We start from the raw sequence: 19,564 nt of genomic DNA, 5'->3' as shown, positions 1-19,564 counted from the left end.
CGCCCGGCTGCGGAATTCAGGGGGACACCAGCTCTATGTGCAATCCGCGCAGGGTACGGGTGGAGGCCACCAGAGAAGTCGTCGAGGCATGGGAACTCGCCCTGGAGCGCCGCGCCAGCGCCAGCGACTCCGTGGTCAGCGAGCTCGAGGTGCGTCATCCGTTCGGCGGCACGCTGGGGCAGGCCACCCGGCAGGTCTTCGAGGCGACGCTCGCCACGGCCGACGCCTGGCGGGCCGAAGGCGGCGGCCACGTCCTGGAGTTGCCGGACGGCCGGGTCCGCTACGACCCCGCCACGGGTGAACTGGTCGTGACCGCCCGCCTGGAGGACCAGGTCACCGTGGAGGGCCATGCCGCCGAGACCCTGCGCGGCTCGGTCCGCGAGCAGGCGACCGGCAGCGGTGAAGGGCGGTACTACGCCGACGGGTTCGCCGGCCGCACCCGCGAAGTGGCCGAGCGGGAGGCGCAGGTGGTCGCCGAGGCCGACGCCGTGCGCCGGGCGCGCGAACTGGCGGGACGGCTGCGGGTGCAGGCGGACCAGGAGTCGACCACGGCGGCCGCCGCGGCCGAGGCGCGGCTCCAGCGGGCGGCGGACGACGACGCGCGGGCCCGGCTGGCCGAGGAACGCGAGCGGGTCCGCGCCGACCTGGAGGCCCGCAACCGGGAGCGCGTCGCCCGGCTCGGCCAGGACGGACTGCGGGCGGTGAACGGCGTGCTGGCCACGGCCTATCAGCGGGCCCTGCTCGACTTCGCCCGGCAGCACGGCGCCACCGGCATCCGGCAGGAGGAGTCCGACGGCGGCATCGACATCGAGTTCGAGATCGACTTCGACGACAAGACGGAGAACTGATCGATGCGGGTGCGGGTGCGGTTCCGGTTCAACACGGACACCGGAGAGGTCGAACTGTTCCAGGTGGACGACATCGGGACCGGCTCCGGTCCCGACCACGACGCCGAGCACGACCGGATCAGCGCCGAGCTGGGGCAGGTCCTGGCGCGCAGACCGGACGTCGAGGAGATCTCGCCGTTCGACGAGCCGCCGCTGTGGCGGCACGACCCGGCACCGCAGCCCCCGGCGCGCGTCCGGGACGAGGAGACCGAGGGTCCCGAGCCGGGTGAGCGGGAGACCACATGAGCCGGCGCACCCGGCTGCTGCTCAAGGCCGCGCGCTGCTACTCCGAGGCCCAGGCGCACACCGAGGCCGCCCGCTGCTACGACCTCCTCGGCTGGCAGTGGTCGGCGGCCGACGCCTACCAGCGGGCCGGCGACCTGGAGCATGCCGCGCGCACCTACCGGCAGGCCGGCCACCCGGAACAGGCGGCCCGCTGCTACCGGCTCCTCGGGCGCCCCGAACTCGCCGCCCGCTGCTGGCAGGAGCGCGGCCGCAGACTCGAGGCCGCCTGGGAGCTGCTCCTGACCGGTGACATCACCCCGGCCCGCCGCCTCCTGGCCGCCACCGGCACCGTCGGCAACGGGCCCCAGCAGCTCCGGCTCGAACTCGCCCGCGCCCTCGCCGACCGCCTCGGCGGCGGCCCGCCCGGCCCCCTCCTCGCCCTCTTCCCGCGGATCGAGGCCCGCCTGCCGTCCCTGGCCGCCCGCACCGAACGCCGGCTGACGCTGGACTGGGGCGTCGAGGCCGCGGACCGGGTCGAGCGCTTCGACTGGGGGGCACGGCTGTTCCGTGCGGCCTACGACGCCGAGGGCGGCGGTGACGTACTGGACCGCTGGCGGGAGTGGGCCGGCCAACGGCTCGGCTCCGCCGCCTGGCTGCCGTCCGGGCCACCCGTCGAGGCGGACGGCGGCCGGGCAGGGGGCCCCTGACCCATGGCACGCAGTGAGAGCCCCCTGCGCCGTCTCCTGAGCCGCATCACGCCGGAGGGCGCCTCCCCCGCCGGCACCCCGCCCACACCGATCGTGGCGCGTCCGGCGCCGCGCGGGGCACCGCCGCCGACCCCGCAGACCCCACCGGCCCACCCTCCGCCGCGGCCGCCCCGCCAGGCGGGCGGCGTCCACGAACACGGTGTCCGCTTCAGCGTGCGCCCGGCCCGCCCGCCGGAGGAGGACTCTCCGGAACCGGCGCCGCCCGTCTCGTACACCTCCTCCCCCACCGTCGACTGGCGCGTCGCCGCCCGATTCACCTCTCCGCACCGGGTCCTCGGCGCGCTCGAGGCGCTGCACCGGGCGGGGGCGGCGGAGTGGAGCTGCCACGAGGAGCCGGGCGGCGGGGCGGTCTGGCTGCTCAGCGGGATCGGCCCGGCGGTCGGCACCGAGCTGCTGACCCTGCACGGCGGTGCGCCTCACGCGATCCTCGGCCACGGTGCCCTGGCGGGCGAACGGGGCGGCGGGCCCGACCGGTTGAGCGAAGTGCTGGCCTGGCCCGGGCTCGACCTGATGGACCTGATCTCCCGCCTCCCCCTCACCTCTCCCGCCCGCGCCGACCACCGCACCCTGCTGGTGCTGACGGCCGCACCACTGCTGTCGTCCGTCGTCCGCCAGGCGCTGGCCTTCGGCGTCGAGGTGTCCACGCTCGCCGTCCGGGCACGTCCCTGGGACAGTCCGGACACCCCTCAACGAGAGCTGACCGCCTTCGCGTTGACGGCACCGGACGCGATTCCGCACGCCTTGGTCGTGGCCCTGTCGGCGCTGCCCCGCACGGCAGTGTGCCGCCCGGTGACCGGTTGCGAACGGCTGCTGCTGGACGTACGACTGTCGCCTCCCCTAGACGACTCCCTGCTGTACTCCCCGGTGCCGGAAGGCGAGTTGTGGCTGGTCGGCGACCGCGAGGAGTGGCCTCCGCTGCGGCTGGAGCCGCTGGGCGCGCCCTCGCCGGTGCCGACCGAGCTGGTCGGGGTGGCGGCCGAACCCCCGCCCGCCGCCTCCGCGTTGCCGGATGCCGCACGCGTGCCGTCGACCCCGGTGCGGGTGGTGCCGGACGCCCACGCGGACACCGCGGTCGACGCCGTCCTGCTGGACGACGACGAACTGCCTCTCCTGCGCCGGTACTTGCCGGGCCGGCCGCTCGGCGAGACGGGGTTCCTGCTGCCGGGTCCCGGGCATCATCTGCTCCTCGAACCGGTGGGCCTGGCCCGCGACCTCCCCTTCGGCGTGCCCCTGCACCGCATCGGCCCCGGCAGCCTGTTCCTGGAGTCCGGGCACCGCCTCACACCCCCGCTGCCACCCGCGGCCCGCGCCCACCTGTTCGGCCTCGACGGCACCTCGGTGGTGGTCTGCTGGCACGGCGGCCGGCACCGCTTCCCGCTCGCCCCGATGGTGCCCCTGTGGACCCTGTGGGCCCCACCGGGCCCGGTCGAGGTCTCCAGCGGCCTGTCCAAGGCGGGCCGTGAACTCCTCGACGCCCTGGGCGCGTTGGCCGCGGCGAGCGGCACCTCGCAAGGACCGCCCCCGACGCCCCACCACGACCCCGCCGAGGCCCTCGAACGCGCCACCCGCCTCCGCGCCACAGGTGACCACGAGGCCGCCGCGGAGGCCTACCGCTCCGCCGGTGACCATCTGGAAGCGGCCAGACTCTTCGAACAGGCGGCGCTGGAGGGGACGGAGGAGAGGTGACAACGATCCTCGACGGCGGGCCATGGCTCACCGAAGCCCGCCCAGCCGACCGGAGGGGCGCCCCCGGCCGTGACGCCCCACCGGCGAGGGCAGACGCCCGCCACGCGGCGACGAGCCCCGGCGCACCGACTCCCCCGGGACGCCCATGACCACCCGCCCCGAGGCCGCGCCCCCTCCCGGCCCCCGGCGGCTGCTCTCGCTCAGCGGCAGCGCTCCGTGTACCGGTCTCTCCCGGGACGGCACCGCGTTCGTGCAGCTCACCGAGCGTGCCCTGAGCTGTCGTGACGACACCGGGCGGGTGCTGTGGTCGGCGCCCGGAGAGGGACGGCCGGCGGCCGTGGCCTGGGGGCCGGACGGCGGGGAGGTGTTCGTGCTGCGGGCCGGGCGGGTCGAGGTCTACGACGGGGACAGCGGGGCACCGGCCGACGACGGCTTCCCGGTGCCGGCCGGCGCGGACACCCTCACGGTGTCGCCCGACGGTCTGTGGGTTGCCTGCGCCGGCGACGGGGTGCTCGTCCACCACCGGGGCACCCTCGTGTCGTCCCCGCTGCCGACGGTCGACCCGGTGGTCGCCCTGGCCTGGGATCCGCAGGGCCGCCAGCTGTGCCTGGCCACCGCCACCGCGCTCCAGCTGTGGAGCGTCTCCCCGGTCCGGATGGACTTCGCCCCCTGCACCGGCCGCACCGGCATCACCGCCCTCGCCTGGTCACCGGACCGCGACGCGCTCGCCTTCGCCGACACGACGGGCCTGCACCTGGTGGACCGCGCCACCGGCCGGACGCTCACGGAGACACCGGTCGACGGTGCCGTCGTCGGGCTGGGGTTCAGCCGGACCGGGCGGTTCCTCGTGGTCGCCACCGACCAGGAGGTCCTGCTCGTGCTCGACCGTGCGCTGGAACGGGTCGCACAGCTGCCCGCGCGGATCGGCGCACCGCGGGACCTGAGCGTGTCGGCGACCGGGCGCGTGCTGTTCACCGCCGGCGCGGGTCCGGAACTGTGGGAGCTGCCGGACACGGCACCGTACCGCGCGGAACGCCGGGTCGGGGTGCTGCTGCGCAGCTGGGCGGCGGCGATGTGCCGCTCGGTGGGCCGGGCGCTGCCGGCGCTGCGGGACCAGGCGCCCCGGATCACCGGCCAGATGCTGCTGTACGACGCCGGCGACGGCCTGTGGGCCCCGGCGATCGCCCCGTCACGGGACGGCCGCTGGGTGCTGGAGACCTCGGCCGGTGCGATCGCCCCGCTGACGGCACCCGGCCCGGACGACGGACGCCGCGACATGGCCGTGGCCACGGGGCCGGGCGGCGCCCATGACCTCGAACTCTCCCCCGGCTCCCCGCAGTTGCTGGCCTGCGCCTCGCGCGAGGGCCAGTCGGGGCTGACCGTCGTCGACCTGGACGGCGGCGAGATCCGGGCCGTGCTGGAGGGTGGTCAGGGTCCCGCGTGGTGCCCGGCACCGGCCGAGGGGTCCGCGACGCTGGTCGTGCCCGAGCCGGGGCCCGCACCCACCCACCTGTTCGTGCACGTCCTGGACACCCGCGGCATCCCGGCACAGCGGCGCGCGAGTCTGCATCTCCCGCAGGGCACGGGCCGGCCCACCTGGTCGCCGGACGGAACGCTGCTCGCGGCCGGGACCCAGGGTGCCGTGATGCTCTGGCACATGCCGCGCAGAGAGCGGGCCCGGCGACTGCCCCTGCCCTCCGGCGCGTTCGCCGCCCGCGTCGCCTGGTCGCCGGACGGGAGCCGGCTGGCCGCGACACCGCTCGCCGGGCAGGGGCCGTTGGTGGTGTGGTCGACGATGACCTGGCGGGTGCTGCGCGAGTTCGGCGCGCCGGGCGGGCGCGGCTGGGCACCGGCGCTGGCCTGGTCACCGGACGGCTCGCTGCTCGCCGCGCCCGGCCCCGGCGCCCACACCACGGTGGTCGAGGTGTGGGACGTGAGCCGGGGCACGGTGGCGATGACCCTTGACGACGGTCCCGGGCGAGGCCCGGTGTGGTCGGTGCGCTGGTCCGCCGACGGGCGTCGGCTGGCGGTGACGTACAGCGGCGGACGCACCCTCCTGTGGGAGATGCGGACCTCGCCTGAGTCGACGGAGCCCGGCCCGCCGTTGCCCGAATCCCCCACGTACCTGGCCGAGTTGGGCGCCATGGCCGCCGCGGTCGACGCGGCCGTCCCCCTCGACGCGCTCGCGGACATCTCACGGCTCCTGCGCCCGGCGCCACCGCCAGGACGCCGGCTCGTGCACCGGAGCCCGGCCGCCCGTGCCCTGCGCGGCCTGGACTGGCCGCGCTCCGCGCATCCGGCGCTCAGCGCGCTGGTGGCGTCGCGGCTGCCGGGCGACGCACGGTACGTACCGCCGCCGGGCGTGTCCCTCCAGGAACTGCGCACCACACTGGAGTGGGGCCTGCGCGGCAGCGGCGAACAGCCGGAGCGGCCCTCCGTCACGAGCGCCGAGCTGGCCGCCGCCCTGGACCGGGTCGAACACGAACTCCTGCCACTGCTCGCCCTGTTGGGGCCGGACGCGGTCCGTGAGGACCCGGCGCTGCCGCTGCGCCTGACGGACGGGCCGTGGGCGTCGGCCGCGGAGGCCGCCGCCCGGCTCCCCGACCTGCCCTCGCGGCTGCCCGTCCTCCTCGGTGACGACCTCCCCGGTCCCGCCACGGCCGGCGCGCCGGCGCAGTGGGCCCGGCACGGCCCGCCGGACCGCCTCATGCCCAGCCAAATGGCGTTGCCCGCCCCCCTGTTGAACGCGCTGTGGGCCCAGGACGCGCTGCTGTACCGCACCCGGCGCGGCCGGCTGCCGTGGACCGAGCGGGACGCGGTGCTCGTCCTCGACACGGGGGCCGCGGCGCACGGGCAGGTGGGCAGCTGTCTGCGGCTGTGCGCGCATCTGCTGGCGGCGGCGCTGCTGGAGGCCGACCGCGCGGTGGCGCTGGTGCGCCTCGACGGCCGCGAGGCTGCGGCCCGGCTGACGTCGGCGTCGGATCTGCGGCGGCTGTGGACGCCGGTGCCGCCGCAGCCCGCGGACCCGGTGCGCGCGGCGGCTCTGGCCCGTGCGGCGGCGCGTGCCCTGGCCGCCGTCGACTCGGGCGAGCCCCGCACCCTGCTGCTGACCCATGCCCATGAGCCGCCGCTGCCCGTGCCGGGCTCGCTGACGCTGCGCGTCCACTATCCACGGCATCCGGTACCGCCGGACGGGCCGGACACCTGGGTGCTGGCGCCGGAACCCGAGGGGGACGAGCTGCGGCGGGTGCTCGTGCAGATCCTGGGAAAGTTCTAGCATCGGCTCTGGACCACCCTGGTCAACCGCACAGCATCTGCTCCACCGCGTCGGGCCCCATCCTCTCCAGCAGCGCCTCCAGCATGTCCGGCCGGAACGCGTCGCCGAGCACCTCGACGCCGTTCTCGTCCCAGCTGATGCGCAGCCGTACGAGCCGTCCGTCGGGATGGTCGTCGTACTCGGAGGCGTCGATCAGGTCCGGCAGGTCCTCCACGAAGCGGTACTCGGTGCTCATGCCCCAGTCCTCTCGTCCACGGTCCAGATCCCGGCGACCGGTTCCCCGCATCCCGGGCAACTCCCGTCACGCAGGAGGCTTTCCGTCTGCCCCCATACCCCTCGGGACACCACCTCGACCCCACATCCCGGACAGCGGGTGGCCCGTCCCTCCGCGCCGAGCGCCCGCTCGACGTACACGTACCGCAGCCCGGCGGCCCGACCGATGCGCGCCGCGTCCGCGAGCCGTTCCGGCGAGGTGGGGCGCTGGTCGCGCATCCGGTACGTCGGGGTGAAGCGCAGCAGGTGCCAGGGGGTGTCCGGGCCCAGCGAGGCCACGAACTCGGCGATGCGCAGGAGCTGTCGGTCCTCGGCACTGGTCCCGGGGATGAGCGGGGTGCTGACCTCGACCCACACCCCGGCGGCCGTCAGCAGCCGCAGCGTCTCCAGGACCGGGGCGAGCGGTGCCCCCGTGAGCCGGCGGTGCGCGCCCTCGTCGGCGGCCTTGACGTCGATGTTGACGGCGGCGAGGACCGGGCCGACGCGCTCGACGGCTTCGGGGGTGAGGAAGCCGTTGCTCTTCCACACCAGCGGAACGCCCAACGGGCGGGCGTGGGCCCCGAGTTCGAGGGTGAGCTCGGCGGCGAGGGACGGCTCGGAGTAGGAGAGGGCGAGTCCACCGCCCCGCTCGGCGGCGGCCGCGACCAGCCTCTCGACATCGGCGTCCTGTGTGGAGACCCGGCTGCCCGGGTCCCTGCCGTACTGCGAGACACGGTGGTTGACGCAGTAGTCGCAGCGGAACGAGCAGCCGGGCGGCGCCAGGGTCAGCAGCGGCAGGCCTGGGCGGAAGTGGTAGAGGGGCTTGCGCTCCACGGAGGACCAGTGCTCGACGGTCGTCCCCCAGGTCGCCGTGAGCACCCGGTCACCTTCCCTGCGCCGCACCTTGCAGGCGCCGGTGTCACCGTCGCGCAGTCGGCAGCGGAAGGGGCAGAGCGTGCACTGGAGGCCACCGTCGACGGCACGGTAGAACTCCGCCGGTACCCACGTGACCACCCCGCCACCTCACCCCGTCACCCGGATTTCCACGGTACTCCGTTCCCGAGCGCGTGAGGGCGCGGACATAATGCTCGGATGACCGAGGTCTCCCCCTTCCCCAGCGGGGCACTCCCGCCGCACAAGCCGGTCGTCGTCATCGGCGCCGGCCCCGCGGGGCTGACGGTCGGCAACATCCTGCGGGCCGCCGGCGTCGACTGCGTGGTCCTGGAGACGGAGACCCGCGCGTTCATCGAACAGCGGCCCCGCGCAGGGGTGTTGGAGGAGTGGGCCGTACGCGGCCTCGAACGGCGGGGCCTCGCCGCGAACCTGCTGGAGCGCGCGCAGCGGCACACGGAGTGCGAGTTCCGGCTCGGCGGGGAGCGGTACCGGTTCGCGTACCACCACCTGACGGGCCATCATCACTGGGTGTACCCGCAGCCGTTGCTGGTGACGGACCTGGTGCACGAGTACGCGGACGTCCGTGGCGGCGACAAACGCTTCGGCGTCCGGGACGTACGGCTGCACGGCCTGGACTCGGACCACCCGGTCGTGGAGTACGTCGACGACCTCGGCGAGGACCGGCTGATCCCCTGTGACTTCGTGGTGGGCGCCGACGGGGCACGCGGAGTGACCCGCTCCCTGCTCACCCCGGACCGCGCGCTCGTCTCCCGGCACGACTACGGCATCGGCTGGCTGGCGCTCCTCGCGCAGGCGCCGCCGTCCAACGACTGCGTGGTCTTCGGCATCCACCCCAACGGCTTCGCCGGGCACATGGCCCGCAGCCCCGAAGTCACCCGCTACTACCTGGAGTGCCCGCCCGGCGACCACCCCGGCAACTGGTCGGAGGACCGGGTGTGGTCGGAGCTGCGACAACGCCTGGGCGCCCACGGCGCCCCGCCCCTCGCCGAGGGCCCTCTCATCGAGAAGCGCGTCCTCGACATGCACAATCACGTGGTCGAACCCATGGCGTTCGGCCGTCTCTTCCTGGCAGGCGACTCCGCCCATCTCACCGCGCCCATCGCCGCGAAGGGCATGAACCTCGCCCTGCACGACGCCTTCCTGCTGGGTGACGCGCTCGTCGCCCAGCTCACCAAGGGCGACTCCGCCGGCCTGACCGGCTACTCGCAGGCGTGCCTGGGCCGCGTCTGGGACTACCAGGAGTTCTCCCGGTGGCTGTCGGAGATCTACCACGGCACCTCGTCCGGCGACCCCTACCTCGCGGGCACCACCCAGGCCCGCCTCCGCCGTCTCTTCGCCTCCCCGGCGGCGGGGCTCGCCTTCGCGGAGCAGTACCTGGGCAAGGACCCCGCTCACTGACGCGCGACGTCAGTCGTGCACCGGCCGGTCACTGAGCCGGTGGTCCGCCACGTTCAGCGCCTCGTCGACCAGGCGGCGCAGATGCCCGTCGCGCAGGGAGTAGATCACCCTGCGTCCTTCCTTCCGCGTGTTCACCAGTCCCGCCAGCCGCAGCCGCGCCAGATGCTGACTGACCGCGGGCCGCGCCGCCCCGCAAGTCTCGGTGAGGGTCGTGACGTCCGCCGCGCCGCCCGCGAGGGCGTGCAGCAGGGCGAGGCGGGTGCGGTCGCCGAGGAGGGCGAGCAGTTCGGCGGCGAGGGCGAACTGCTCGTCGCCCGGAGTCCGCGGGTGCGCATGATGCGCAGGTGATAGGTGCATGCGTGCGCTCATACGCACATAATGGCGGTGTGGGCGGCGCGCGTCCACCGCACGCACCGGAAGGGGCCTCACGTGAGCGACCGGCACCACCACGGCCATGACCATGAGCACACCCACCGCCATCCGCACCGGCACTCCCTCGGCCACCGTCTCAAGCACCTCCTCACCCCCCACTCCCACGAGACCGCCGACAAGCTCGACCCGGCGCTGGAGTCCTCGGCACGCGGCATGCGCGCCCTGTGGGTGTCGCTGGTGGTCCTCGGCGTGACGGCGCTGGCGCAGGCCGTGGTGGTGGCCGTGTCGGGTTCGGTCGCGCTGCTCGGCGACACCGTGCACAACGCGGCGGACGCGCTGACCGCCGTACCGCTCGGGATCGCGTTCGTGCTGGGCAGGCGCGCGGCGACCCGTCGCTTCACCTACGGCTACGGGCGGGCCGAGGATCTGGCGGGCATCGCGATCGTGCTGACGATCGCCGCCTCGGCCGCCTTCGCGGGGTGGACCGCGATCGAGCGGCTCCTCGACCCGCGTCCCGTGCAGCATGTCCCTGCGGTGGCGGTCGCCGCGCTCGTGGGGTTCGCGGGCAACGAGTGGGTGGCCCGCTATCGCATCCGCGTCGGGCGTGACATCGGCTCGGCCGCGCTGGTCGCCGACGGACTGCACGCCCGCACCGACGGGTTCACCTCACTCGCGGTGCTGCTCGGCGCCGGAGGCTCGGCACTGGGCTGGCAACTCGCCGACCCGCTCGTGGGGTTGGCGATCACGGCCGCCATCGCGCTCGTGCTGCGGGACGCGGCGCGCGAGGTGTTCCGGCGGGTGATGGACGCCGTCGACCCCGCGCTCGTGGACCGGGCCGAGCGGGCCCTGCTGAAGGTCGAAGGGGTGCGCGGGGTGGGCGAGTTGAGGCTGCGCTGGATCGGGCACCGGTTGCGCGCCGAGGTCGCGGTGGTCGTGGACGGCGACGCGACGGTACGGCAGGCCCACGCCATCGCCGTCGACGCGGAGCACGCGCTGCTGCACGCCGTGCCGCGCCTCACCGCCGCCCTGGTGCACGCCGACCCGGCGCCGCTCCCGGGCGAGGCCGACCCGCACCTCACCCTCGCCCATCACATGGCGGCCTGAGTTCAGACGCCCAGCCCGTCCAGCACCACCGCACCCGGCAGCTCCGCGAACGCCTTGCCCGGCACGAGGAGTTTGCCGCGGCGGCGCCCGCTGCCGACCAGGACGTAGGGCAGGTCGACGACGGCCGAGTCCACCAAGAGCGGCCAGTCTGCTGGGAGTCCGACGGGCGTGATGCCGCCGTACTCCATGCCGGTCTCCCCCGTGGCCGTGTCCATCGAGGCGAACGAGGCCTTGCGGGCGCCGAGTTGGCGGCGGACGACACCGTTGACGTCGACCCGGGTGGTGGACAGCACGACGCACGCCGCGAGCGTGGACTCGCCGCCGCGCTTGCCCGCCACCACGACACAGTTCGCGGACCGCTCCAGCAGCTCCTGCCCGTAGTGCTCCACGAAGACGGCCGTGTCCGCCCACTGGGGGTCGGTGTCGACGTAGACGATCTGCTCGGCGGGCACGCTGCCGCTCCAGCGGCGCACGGCGTCCGCCACGGGCGCGGTCAGTTCGTGGAGGCAGTCGGGGGCGGGTGCGGCGTGGTCGAAGTGTCCGATGGGTGCGTCCATGACCGCACGCTAACAGCCGTGCGGCGCCGGCCCGCCGGGTGTCTCAGGTCGCGGGCGGGACGGAGATGGCCAGCACGAACACCGTGGGTTCGGCGCCCTGATTGCCGTAGGTGTGCGCGGCGTTGGCGTCGAAGGTGACGCTGGAGCCGGCCGGGACCCGGTGCTCGGCGCCGTCCACCGTGAGGGTCAGCTCGCCGGCGGTGACATGGCCGATCTCGACGGTGCCGACCGGATGCGGGTCGGAGGAGCTGCTCTCCCCCGGCATCAGCTTCCACTCCCACATCTCCAGCGGGCCGGGCGCCTCGGTGCCCGCGAGCAGCCGGCTGTAGCTGCCCGCGTCGGTGTGCCAGAGCCGCACGACCTGTTCGGGCGGGACGATCCGCACCTTGGGGCCCTGTTCGTAGTCGAGCAGGGTGGTGACGCTGACGCCGAGCGCGTCGCCGATCTTCACCACCGTGCCGATGCTGGGGTTGGTACGGGCCTGTTCGATCTGGATCAGCATGCCGCGGCTGACTCCGGCACGGGCGGCGAGCACGTCCAGGGTGAAGCCGCGCTCGGTCCGCCAGCGCTTGACGTTGCGCGCCAGGGACTGGGTCAGCAGGTCGAGGTCCGACACTTCACGTCCAATATTTTGTATGACAGCGTGCAAGGTGATGAACTACGGTGGGGTGCACCGAATCGTTCATCGAACTGTACTGCGAGGCGCTCCCGTGACAGCACTCTTCGCCCTGGCCACGAGCCTGTTGTGGGGCCTGGCGGACTTCGGCGGCGGACTGCTGACCCGGCGCACCCCGGCCCTGACGGTGGTCGTCGTCTCGCAGGCGATCGCGACGGCCGTGCTCGGCGCGGTCGTGGTGGCCACGGGCGGCTGGAGCGAGGCGGGTCCGCGCCTGTGGTTCGCGTTCGCCGCCGGTCTGGTCGGCCCGGTCGCGATGATCTGCTTCTACAAGGCGCTCGCGCTCGGCCCGATGGGCGTCGTCTCCCCGCTCGGCACCTTCAGCGTCGCGGTCCCGGTCGGGGTGGGCCTCTTCCTCGGCGAGCGGCCCGGCCCGCTCCAGTTCGCGGGCATCGCGGTCGCGGTCCTCGGCGTCGTCCTCGCGGGCGGCCCGCAGCGGGGCGGCGCCCCCGTGCGGCGCGAGACGATCGTCCTCACCCTGATCGCCGCGCTCGGCTTCGGCATGGTGTTCGCGCTGATCGCGGAGGCGTCGACGAACGTCACGGGCCTGTTCCTCGCCCTGTTCGTCCAGCGCGTCACGAACGTCGCGGCGGGCGGCGCGGCCCTGTACGCCTCCGTGCACAGGGGCAACGCGGCCCTCCCGCCGACCGGCTTCCCCTGGTCCTCCCTGCCGACGCTGGCCTTCGTCGGCCTGGCCGATGTCGCGGCCAACGGCACCTACGCGGTCGCGGCCCGCCTCGGTCCGGTCACGGTGGCCGCCGTACTGGCCTCGCTCTACCCGGTGGTGACGGCCCTGGCCGCACGCGGATTCCTCAGCGAACGCCTGAAGGCGATCCAGGCAGCGGGCGCGGGCCTGGCCCTGGTGGGCACGCTGCTCCTGGCGACCGGCTGACTCAGTCGAGCTCGGCGAGCTTCGCGACGGTCTCCTCGTCCAGCTCCGCGAGGGCGTTCAGCTGCTCGGGGGTGATCCCCTCGGGTATCGGCACCGGCGCCGGGGTCCGCAGCGGCGGCTGCCACCCCTCCTCGGCGGTCCAACGCCGGACGACCCGCGCGGGCGCCCCCGCCACCACGGCGTGGTCGGGCACCACACCCCGCACCACCGCACCGGCGGCCACCACCACATTCCGCCCGATCCGGGCGCCCGGCAGGATCACGGCACCGGTCCCGATCCAGCACCCCGGCCCGATCTCCACCGGCTCCATGCGGGGCCACTGCTTGCCGATGGGCTCGTGCGGATCGTCGTACGAGTGGTTCGTCGACGTCACGTAGACGTACGGCCCGAAGTAGCAGTCGCTGCCGATGGTGACGGTCGTGTCGGCGATGACATGGCTGCCCCGACCCAGCACCACACCGTCCCCGATGCGCAGGATCGGGTCGGGACCGAGATCGAGATCGGGCATCAGCCCGGCGGTCAGGGTCACCTGCTCGCCGACGATGCAGTGCGAGCCGATGTGGATCCACGGCTCGCCGAAGACCGTGCCCAGCGGGAAGGCGAGTCTGGTACTCGTTCCCATCGCGCCGAAGCGGAAGCGGCCCGGCTGCTCGGCGGTCACGGAGCCCGTGCGCTGCACCCAGGCCCAGCCGGCATGGACGGCGCGCTGCGCCACGCGGCGCGGCCAGGACGAGAACGTGTTCTTGCGCTTCAGCACCCGCTCACGGTACTGAGCGGACGGCCCCCGTATGAGGTCGGGGGCTTGTGATCTTCGCCCTACCGGGTGGCGTACGGTGCGGGGGTACCGAGGACGGCCAGGAGGAGCGAGGCGATGACGCACAAGGCGTTGATCACGGGCATCGGCGGCAGGGAACCGAAGATCGACGGGGAGGCCTTCGTGGCCCCCAACGCGACGGTGATCGGGGACGTGACCCTCGCCGCGGGCGCGTCCGTCTGGTACGGCGCGGTCGTCCGCGGCGACGTCGAGACCATCTCCGTGGGCGCCCGCAGCAACATCCAGGACAACTGCACCCTGCACGCCGACCCGGGTTTCCCGGTGACCATCGGCGAACGGGTCTCGGTGGGCCACAACGCGGTGGTGCACGGCGCGACGGTGGGCGACGACTGCCTGATCGGCATGGGCGCGACGGTCCTGAACGGCGCGGTGATCGGCGAGGGCTCGCTGGTGGCCGCCCAGGCGCTGGTGCCGCAGGGGATGGAGGTGCCGCCGGGTTCACTGGTGGCGGGCGTCCCGGCGAAGGTGAGGCGTGCGCTCACGCAGGAGGAGCGGCAAGGGGTGACGCTGAACGGCACGCTCTACGCGGACCTCGCCAAGGCTCACAGCGAGGTGCACGGGACTCCGTGAACCTCAGTCGGCGGCCGGGACGACCTCGGGCTCGGCCGCCTGCTTCTCGGCCGTCGCCTTCCTGGCCTTCCTCTTCAGCACCAGCATCGAGGTCAGCCCGATGAGAACGGCCAGCGCCAGCCCCAGCCAGGAGAACCGCTTCAGCCAGTCCTCCGCGACGACACCCACGTAGTAGATGACCGCGGTCGTACCCCCGGCCCAGATGATCCCGCCCAGCACGTTGGCGATCAGGAACTTCCAGTACGGCATGTGCAGCACACCCGCCAGCGGCCCCGCGAAGATCCGCAGCAGCGCCACGAAGCGGCCGAAGAACACGGCCCACATGCCCCACTTCTCGAAGGACCGCTCGGCCGTCGCGATGTGCCCCTCGCTGAAGTGCTTGGGGAACTTCTTCCCCAGCCAGGCCAGCAGCGGCCGCCCGCCCTTGCGTCCGATGGCATAGCCGATCGAGTCGCCGATGACGGCACCCGCGCTGGCGCAGGCGCCGAGGACGAAGGGGTTGATGTCACCGTGCTGGGAGGCGAGCAGCGCGGAGGAGACGAGAATGATCTCGCCCGGCAGCGGGATGCCCAGGCTCTCCAGGCCGATGACCAGGCCCACCAGCAGATAGATGCTGACCGCGGGTACGGTCTCGAGCCATTCCTGGACGTGCACCGCCGGTTCCTCCCGTGTCCTGTAGATCCCGTGTGTTCCCGGCGCACGCTCGCGGGAGCGTGCGCCGGGAAGCCTACCCGTTAGGAGACGGCGGCCGAGTCCCAGAGGTTGCACCGATGCGCGCTGTGGACGGCCGTGCTCACGGCGTTACCGCCTGCGGACGCGGTCCGCAGCGAGAGCACCCGCCCGGAGCCGGAGGGCATCGCGGGCTGTCCGTCCGCCCGCGGCACCCCGCCCCGCACGAAGGACCCCCAGTACTGGACCATCTGCCGGGCGAGCGTCCGCTGCTCCGCGTTCAGCGGGGACTCCAGTCCGAAGTGCTTGAAGAGGTACTGCACCTCGTTGACGTGGGTCGCGCCGAAGTCGAAGTCCGTCCCGAGGTTGCGCAGCGAGGCGAAGGGCGGCCCGGTGCGGTCGGCGAACTCGTACGCGTAGACCGGTCCGCGGGCGGCGAGCACCGCGTCGAGCCGGAGTGCCGGGCAGGCGAAGAGCAGGTCGCCGAGGGCCGTGGCGTAGCCGATGGTCGGGGACTGCTGGGCGGCGAGCGGGTAGTTCTGGAGGGCCTCTTCGCCGAACTCCTCCCGCATGACGGCCGGGTACTGCTCGGCCGTGAGCGGGTTGCCGCCGAGGTCGAAGCGGGTGAACGCGAACAGCCGGCCCTCGTCCTGGTTCGCGCCGTTCATCACCGGCACCCCGGCCGCGGCTCCGTGGGCCAGCGCGGTGGAGGGCTGCCGGGGCAGGAACCGCCCGCCGGTCACCGGCCCCCAGTCGAAGTCGCCCTGGGCGGCGAGGATGTCGGCGGCGGACTTGCCGCGCAGACAGGCGACGGTGTCGCAGCCCAGCTTCCGCGCGAAGTCGGCCCCGTCGGCGACGGCCGTCCGGTGCGGGCGGGCGGCGCAGTCGTCGTACGCCCCGCTCTCGATGATGCCCGCGCGGAACAGCCCCCTGCTCGTGGGTGAGGCCAGTTGGGTGCAGACCGAGCGGCCGCCCGCCGACTCGCCCGCGATGGTCACCCGCCCGGGGTCGCCGCCGAAGCGGCCGACGTTGGCGCGCACCCAGCGCAGTGCGGCCTGCTGGTCGAGCATGCCGAAGTTGCCGGAGACACCGTCGGACGCCTCGTCGTCGAGGCCGGCGGTGGCGAGGAACCCCATCGCCCCCAGGCGGTAGTTGACGGTCACGACGACGGTGCCGGTCCGCCGTGCGAACGTGTCGGGCACGATGTCCTGGCCGGCTCCGGCGGTGAGGCCGCCGCCGTGGAACCAGACCAGGACCGCGTCGCGGCGGGCGCCCTCGGGAACGTAGACGTTGAGGTCGAGACAGTTCTCGGTGTACGAGGGCTGCTCGTATCCCGGGTCCCAACTCGCCCCCTGGACGCACTTGCCGCCGAAGTCCTGTGCGCCGCGCACCCCTTGCCAGGGCTTGACGGCCCGCGGCGCGGTCCAGCGGAGCCTTCCGACCGGCGGCTCTGCGTACGGGATGCCGAGGAACTGCCGTCCCTCGGCGGTGACTTCACCCCGCACCAGGCCCGCATCGGTGCGCACCACGGGGTCGCCCGACGCGGCCTGGGCCGACGTGGGAAGCACCAGGGTGGCCGCAAGTGCCGTCAGCGCGACGGCGATCCGGCGCATCACCGCGCCACCCCCGCTCGCGTCCGCAGCCGCGGGTCCTCGGCCGGCGCCCCGACCCACACCTCCCGGCGCCCCGTTCCGGACACCCAGTCATGGCGTTCCGGGTCCCAGGAAGACAGCGTGCGCGCGGCGACGGGTACGGTCACCCGCTTGCGCTCCCCCGCCCGCAGGGTGAGCCGGCGACAACCGCCCCACACCCGTATTCGGGTCGCCCGCACGCCGACGGGGCCGTCGGCGAGGTGCGACGGGGGGATGCCGAAGCGTGCGACGCCCGGGACATGGCCCGCCTGCCCGAGGGAGGCGGGGCCGGTGGCGCCGTGCGGGAGGGAGATCTTCTCGTCGAGGGTGAGCTCGGCGAGGAGTCGTTCGACGCGGGGCCCGGCGCCGTGGCGGGGTCTGCCCGCGGCGTGGGCGTGGGGTGTGAGTCCGCCGGTGGCCGCCGCGGCGACGGTGATCGTTCCGTCCTGCGGACGCAGGGCGGAACGCCGGGAGGCGGTATCGGTCATGTGCCGTCACTCCTTCGGTATCTGAACGCACGGTGCGACAAAAGGAACTTGACGCGGGGTCAGAAACGCCTGGGACGCGGCGGGAAAACTATGACCGCTGGTGACTCGTGTCAATGAAATGAACAAGGACCGCCCCCGAAGGGACGGTCCTCGTGATCAGCGGAGGACGGAGCCGAGGGACGAGACGACGGCCTCCACCTTGTCGGACACCACGGCGGGCACCTCCACCGGCGCCTGGAGGACCTTCTCGGTTTCCGGTTCCGCGTGATGATCGACCTGCGCCACGCGCGTCTCGTAGGGCTCGGGGTCCTCACCCTGGGACCGGCCCCCGCTCGGGGGTTCGACGGGCAGCCGCGGTGACGGCACGGCAGGGAGGCGGCCGTCGCCCCTCTCCCCCTCCGGCGCCGCCTTCTCCCCCTTCTGTCCCGTCCCGCTCTTCTTCCGCGGCTCCCCCGTCACCGCGGAGTCCGTCGTCTCCAGCACCCACCGCCGGCCCTCGGCGCCGTCCCGGTCGACGACCCTGACCGCCCTGTCCTCGCCGATGAGGGCGCGGTCCCTGTGCCAGCGCAGCAGGATCTCGCCGCGGACCGTGAGGTCGTACTGCACCTCACCGGCGTGCACCAGGCAGCCGGCCAGGACGACCGATCGCCTGCCGGGATCGGCATCGAGGCAGAGCGTGCGGTCGGCGAGGCTGCGCAGCAGGCCGTCGTCCTGGTACGACCACTGCTGCGAGACGGCCGTGGAGCAGGCGGCGAGGACCGCCGGCACACCGTCCGCGGCGGTGCCGCCGCGGAGGTCGAGGCAGAGGTCGGTGGTGAGGTTGCGGAGTCTGCCGTGTCCGATCTCCACGGGGTCGGTGGCGGAGGCCGCCGACGGAGAACTCACGGGGCCCGGACGCACCGAGGAGTCGGTGTCCTGGCCGCTGGGGGCGCCCCAGGTGGCGCTCGGCTCAGGGACACCGTTGTCAGTTGACCAGCCGCGGGCGGCGAGCACGGTCGCCAGCAGGGCCAGGGAGGTCAGGCCGACCACGGCGACGGCCTTCGCGTTCCGGCGCGGTGCGACGCGGCGCCGGGCCGGCACGGGGCGGTGCCGGCCGCCGCGCGGGCGGGCGACCGGGGCCTGGCTGGTGCCGCCGCGGCCGGGGCGGGAGTCGAGGTAGCGCCGGGCGCCCCAGCCGAGGACGGTCTCGGCGAGCAGCACCTCCAGGCCGCCGTCGAAATGGCTCAGCTGCTCGGCGGCGTGCCGGCAGTAGCGGCACTCCGTCAGATGCTGCTGGACATCGGGCAGCAAGGCGCCGCCGCGACGGATCGGGACGTCGAGGAGGCGGTTGTAGAAGCGGCATTCCTTGGAGGGCGCGAGTTCCCGGTGGGCGCGCACACAGCCCTGCCGGAATTGCTCGCGGGCCTGTTCCAGGGCGTCCGTCGCACGGGCGACGTCCACACCCAACAGACCGGCTGGTACGGATATGGGCTCGGCTTCGACCTCGATGTGCCACAACAGGCATTGCGAGGCTCCGGGAAGCGTCTGGAATGCCCGTTCGGCGAGCTGCCGCCTTTCGGATGTGACGCCGCGTGCCGCGCGCAGCCCGCGCCCTCCGGTCGGCTTGCCCAGTTCCGGCAGAGCCGCGGAAATACGGTCCTCGGCGGCCCAGTTCTTCACCGTCTCCCTTACGGCGGCCAGGAGTTGAGGGCGTACGGCGCCGCCGGTCGCGCGACCGAACACCTGGTGGAACGCCGCGGCGGCCACGAGTTCGGCGGAGTCGGACGACGAGGCCAGGCAGATGACCGCGTAGTCATGTGTCGCCCGCCAGTGCCGGGCGAGCAGCAGGGCGACCGCGCGGGCGCCGCCCTCTGCTCCGCCCAATTGGGCGACGAGATTACGGTCGGACTCCCCGGGGCTCGCTCCTGGGCGTGGCGGGTAGGGGGGTCGTGGGGGGTACGGGGATTGCACTGAACCATTTCCTTCCAAGCCGCGGACGCGCGGGGAAACACGTACTCGGAAAAGCAGGTGCGTGATTGGTGCATACCTATGTCGCGTCAGCTACTGAGCGATCACCAGGGGGCGCTCACTTTCGCACAGACGAATCACGAGAAACAAGAAGTTCGAGTGACCGAAGTTCAAAACGCCGGGAATTCAGATAAGTTACCGGCGGTATCCGTACCCGCATTCGAAAACCGCGCGGACGGCGGGACCTCAAGTTGTGTGCAAGCAGGGGTGGTTGGCGCACGAAATCTCCAACCTTCGCACCGCTCCCGCCGGATGCGCATGCGAAAGGGGTGGACCGGCGCCGTCGCGCCGGTGCAACCCATATGTCCGCTATTGGGCCCAGCTCAGGGGTTTGGACCCCGCGGGCCCACCACCGT

At 73.7% G+C, this 19,564-nt stretch carries 19 protein-coding genes; 9 read left to right on the top strand and 10 right to left on the bottom strand.

Annotated elements, in window-relative coordinates; translation table 11 throughout:
* The first annotated feature begins 35 nt into the window (after positions 1-35).
* The 5 genes from ACFUO4_RS24315 (at position 36) to ACFUO4_RS24295 (ending at position 6,842) form a co-directional block, all read left to right on the top strand.
* Positions 36-848 carry a hypothetical protein gene (locus tag ACFUO4_RS24315; RefSeq protein ID WP_383488159.1) on the top strand — a complete coding sequence of 271 codons (813 nt, stop codon included), beginning with the start codon at positions 36-38 and terminating at the stop codon, positions 846-848.
* A gap of 3 nt (positions 849-851) precedes the next feature.
* Entirely contained in the window at positions 852-1,133 is a 282-nt protein-coding gene (locus ACFUO4_RS24310) for a hypothetical protein (protein WP_079310656.1), read from the top strand.
* Complete coding sequence (locus tag ACFUO4_RS24305; protein WP_383488156.1) at positions 1,130-1,819, top strand: hypothetical protein; 690 nt, start codon at positions 1,130-1,132, stop codon at positions 1,817-1,819. The genes ACFUO4_RS24310 and ACFUO4_RS24305 overlap by 4 nt, the downstream gene beginning before the upstream one ends.
* 3 nt (positions 1,820-1,822) lie before the next feature.
* A complete protein-coding gene (locus tag ACFUO4_RS24300) occupies positions 1,823-3,565 on the top strand; it encodes a hypothetical protein (RefSeq protein ID WP_383488153.1) in 1,743 nt (580 codons plus the stop codon).
* Between the two features lie 145 nt (positions 3,566-3,710).
* Complete coding sequence (locus ACFUO4_RS24295) at positions 3,711-6,842, top strand: hypothetical protein (RefSeq protein WP_383488150.1); 3,132 nt, start codon at positions 3,711-3,713, stop codon at positions 6,840-6,842.
* A 22-nt stretch (positions 6,843-6,864) separates the two neighbouring features.
* Here the strand turns inward: ACFUO4_RS24295 and ACFUO4_RS24290 are convergent, their stop codons facing one another.
* Together ACFUO4_RS24290 and amrS are read right to left on the bottom strand one after the other, a co-directional pair.
* Positions 6,865-7,077, bottom strand: a complete 213-nt coding sequence (locus tag ACFUO4_RS24290) for a radical SAM-modified peptide, FtsH ternary system-associated (RefSeq protein ID WP_383488147.1) — start codon at positions 7,075-7,077, stop codon at positions 6,865-6,867.
* Entirely contained in the window at positions 7,074-8,108 is a 1,035-nt protein-coding gene (amrS, locus tag ACFUO4_RS24285) for an AmmeMemoRadiSam system radical SAM enzyme (RefSeq protein ID WP_383488144.1), read from the bottom strand. The genes ACFUO4_RS24290 and amrS overlap by 4 nt, the downstream gene beginning before the upstream one ends.
* A gap of 78 nt (positions 8,109-8,186) precedes the next feature.
* On the opposite strand from amrS, the gene ACFUO4_RS24280 reads away from it, so the two are divergent.
* Positions 8,187-9,407 carry a 4-hydroxybenzoate 3-monooxygenase gene (locus ACFUO4_RS24280; protein WP_383488141.1) on the top strand — a complete coding sequence of 407 codons (1,221 nt, stop codon included), beginning with the start codon at positions 8,187-8,189 and terminating at the stop codon, positions 9,405-9,407.
* A 9-nt stretch (positions 9,408-9,416) separates the two neighbouring features.
* Here the strand turns inward: ACFUO4_RS24280 and ACFUO4_RS24275 are convergent, their stop codons facing one another.
* A complete protein-coding gene (locus ACFUO4_RS24275; RefSeq protein WP_383488138.1) occupies positions 9,417-9,776 on the bottom strand; it encodes an ArsR/SmtB family transcription factor in 360 nt (119 codons plus the stop codon).
* A 60-nt stretch (positions 9,777-9,836) separates the two neighbouring features.
* Between ACFUO4_RS24275 and ACFUO4_RS24270 the strand changes: the two genes are divergently transcribed.
* Positions 9,837-10,883 (top strand): cation diffusion facilitator family transporter, encoded by a 1,047-nt coding sequence (locus ACFUO4_RS24270; RefSeq protein WP_383488135.1) that lies wholly within the window; start codon positions 9,837-9,839, stop codon positions 10,881-10,883.
* 2 nt (positions 10,884-10,885) lie between these two features.
* On the opposite strand, the gene ACFUO4_RS24265 is transcribed toward ACFUO4_RS24270, so the two are convergent.
* Together ACFUO4_RS24265 and ACFUO4_RS24260 are read right to left on the bottom strand one after the other, a co-directional pair.
* Positions 10,886-11,440, bottom strand: a complete 555-nt coding sequence (locus ACFUO4_RS24265; protein WP_383488133.1) for a YbaK/EbsC family protein — start codon at positions 11,438-11,440, stop codon at positions 10,886-10,888.
* A 43-nt stretch (positions 11,441-11,483) separates the two neighbouring features.
* Positions 11,484-12,056: a helix-turn-helix domain-containing protein gene (locus tag ACFUO4_RS24260; RefSeq protein ID WP_383488130.1), complete on the bottom strand. Its 573-nt coding sequence runs from the start codon at positions 12,054-12,056 to the stop codon at positions 11,484-11,486.
* Positions 12,057-12,150: 94 nt separating this feature from the next.
* Here ACFUO4_RS24260 and ACFUO4_RS24255 point away from each other — a divergent pair, with 94 nt between their 5' ends.
* Positions 12,151-13,008, top strand: a complete 858-nt coding sequence (locus tag ACFUO4_RS24255) for an EamA family transporter (protein WP_383488127.1) — start codon at positions 12,151-12,153, stop codon at positions 13,006-13,008.
* Position 13,009: 1 nt separating this feature from the next.
* Here ACFUO4_RS24255 and ACFUO4_RS24250 read toward each other — a convergent pair whose 3' ends face one another.
* Entirely contained in the window at positions 13,010-13,765 is a 756-nt protein-coding gene (locus tag ACFUO4_RS24250) for an acyltransferase (RefSeq protein ID WP_383488124.1), read from the bottom strand.
* A 114-nt stretch (positions 13,766-13,879) separates the two neighbouring features.
* Here ACFUO4_RS24250 and ACFUO4_RS24245 point away from each other — a divergent pair, with 114 nt between their 5' ends.
* Entirely contained in the window at positions 13,880-14,413 is a 534-nt protein-coding gene (locus ACFUO4_RS24245; protein ID WP_383488121.1) for a gamma carbonic anhydrase family protein, read from the top strand.
* Between the two features lie 3 nt (positions 14,414-14,416).
* On the opposite strand, the gene ACFUO4_RS24240 is transcribed toward ACFUO4_RS24245, so the two are convergent.
* From ACFUO4_RS24240 to ACFUO4_RS24225, 4 genes are all read right to left on the bottom strand, one after another.
* Positions 14,417-15,067 carry a DedA family protein gene (locus tag ACFUO4_RS24240; RefSeq protein ID WP_383488118.1) on the bottom strand — a complete coding sequence of 217 codons (651 nt, stop codon included), beginning with the start codon at positions 15,065-15,067 and terminating at the stop codon, positions 14,417-14,419.
* 80 nt (positions 15,068-15,147) lie between these two features.
* Positions 15,148-16,695: a carboxylesterase/lipase family protein gene (locus ACFUO4_RS24235; RefSeq protein ID WP_383488115.1), complete on the bottom strand. Its 1,548-nt coding sequence runs from the start codon at positions 16,693-16,695 to the stop codon at positions 15,148-15,150.
* Entirely contained in the window at positions 16,695-17,201 is a 507-nt protein-coding gene (locus ACFUO4_RS24230; protein WP_383488113.1) for a fibronectin type III-like domain-contianing protein, read from the bottom strand. The genes ACFUO4_RS24235 and ACFUO4_RS24230 overlap by 1 nt, the downstream gene beginning before the upstream one ends.
* A 156-nt stretch (positions 17,202-17,357) precedes the next feature.
* Positions 17,358-19,064 (bottom strand): RICIN domain-containing protein, encoded by a 1,707-nt coding sequence (locus ACFUO4_RS24225; RefSeq protein WP_383488110.1) that lies wholly within the window; start codon positions 19,062-19,064, stop codon positions 17,358-17,360.
* Positions 19,065-19,564: the final 500 nt, after the last annotated feature.

It is taken from the genome of Streptomyces sp. NPDC057280 (genome assembly GCF_042668605.1).
GTDB lineage: Bacteria > Actinomycetota > Actinomycetes > Streptomycetales > Streptomycetaceae > Streptomyces.
Note: the sequence above shows the minus strand (reverse complement) of the source record. Positions and strands in the feature narration are given on the sequence as shown.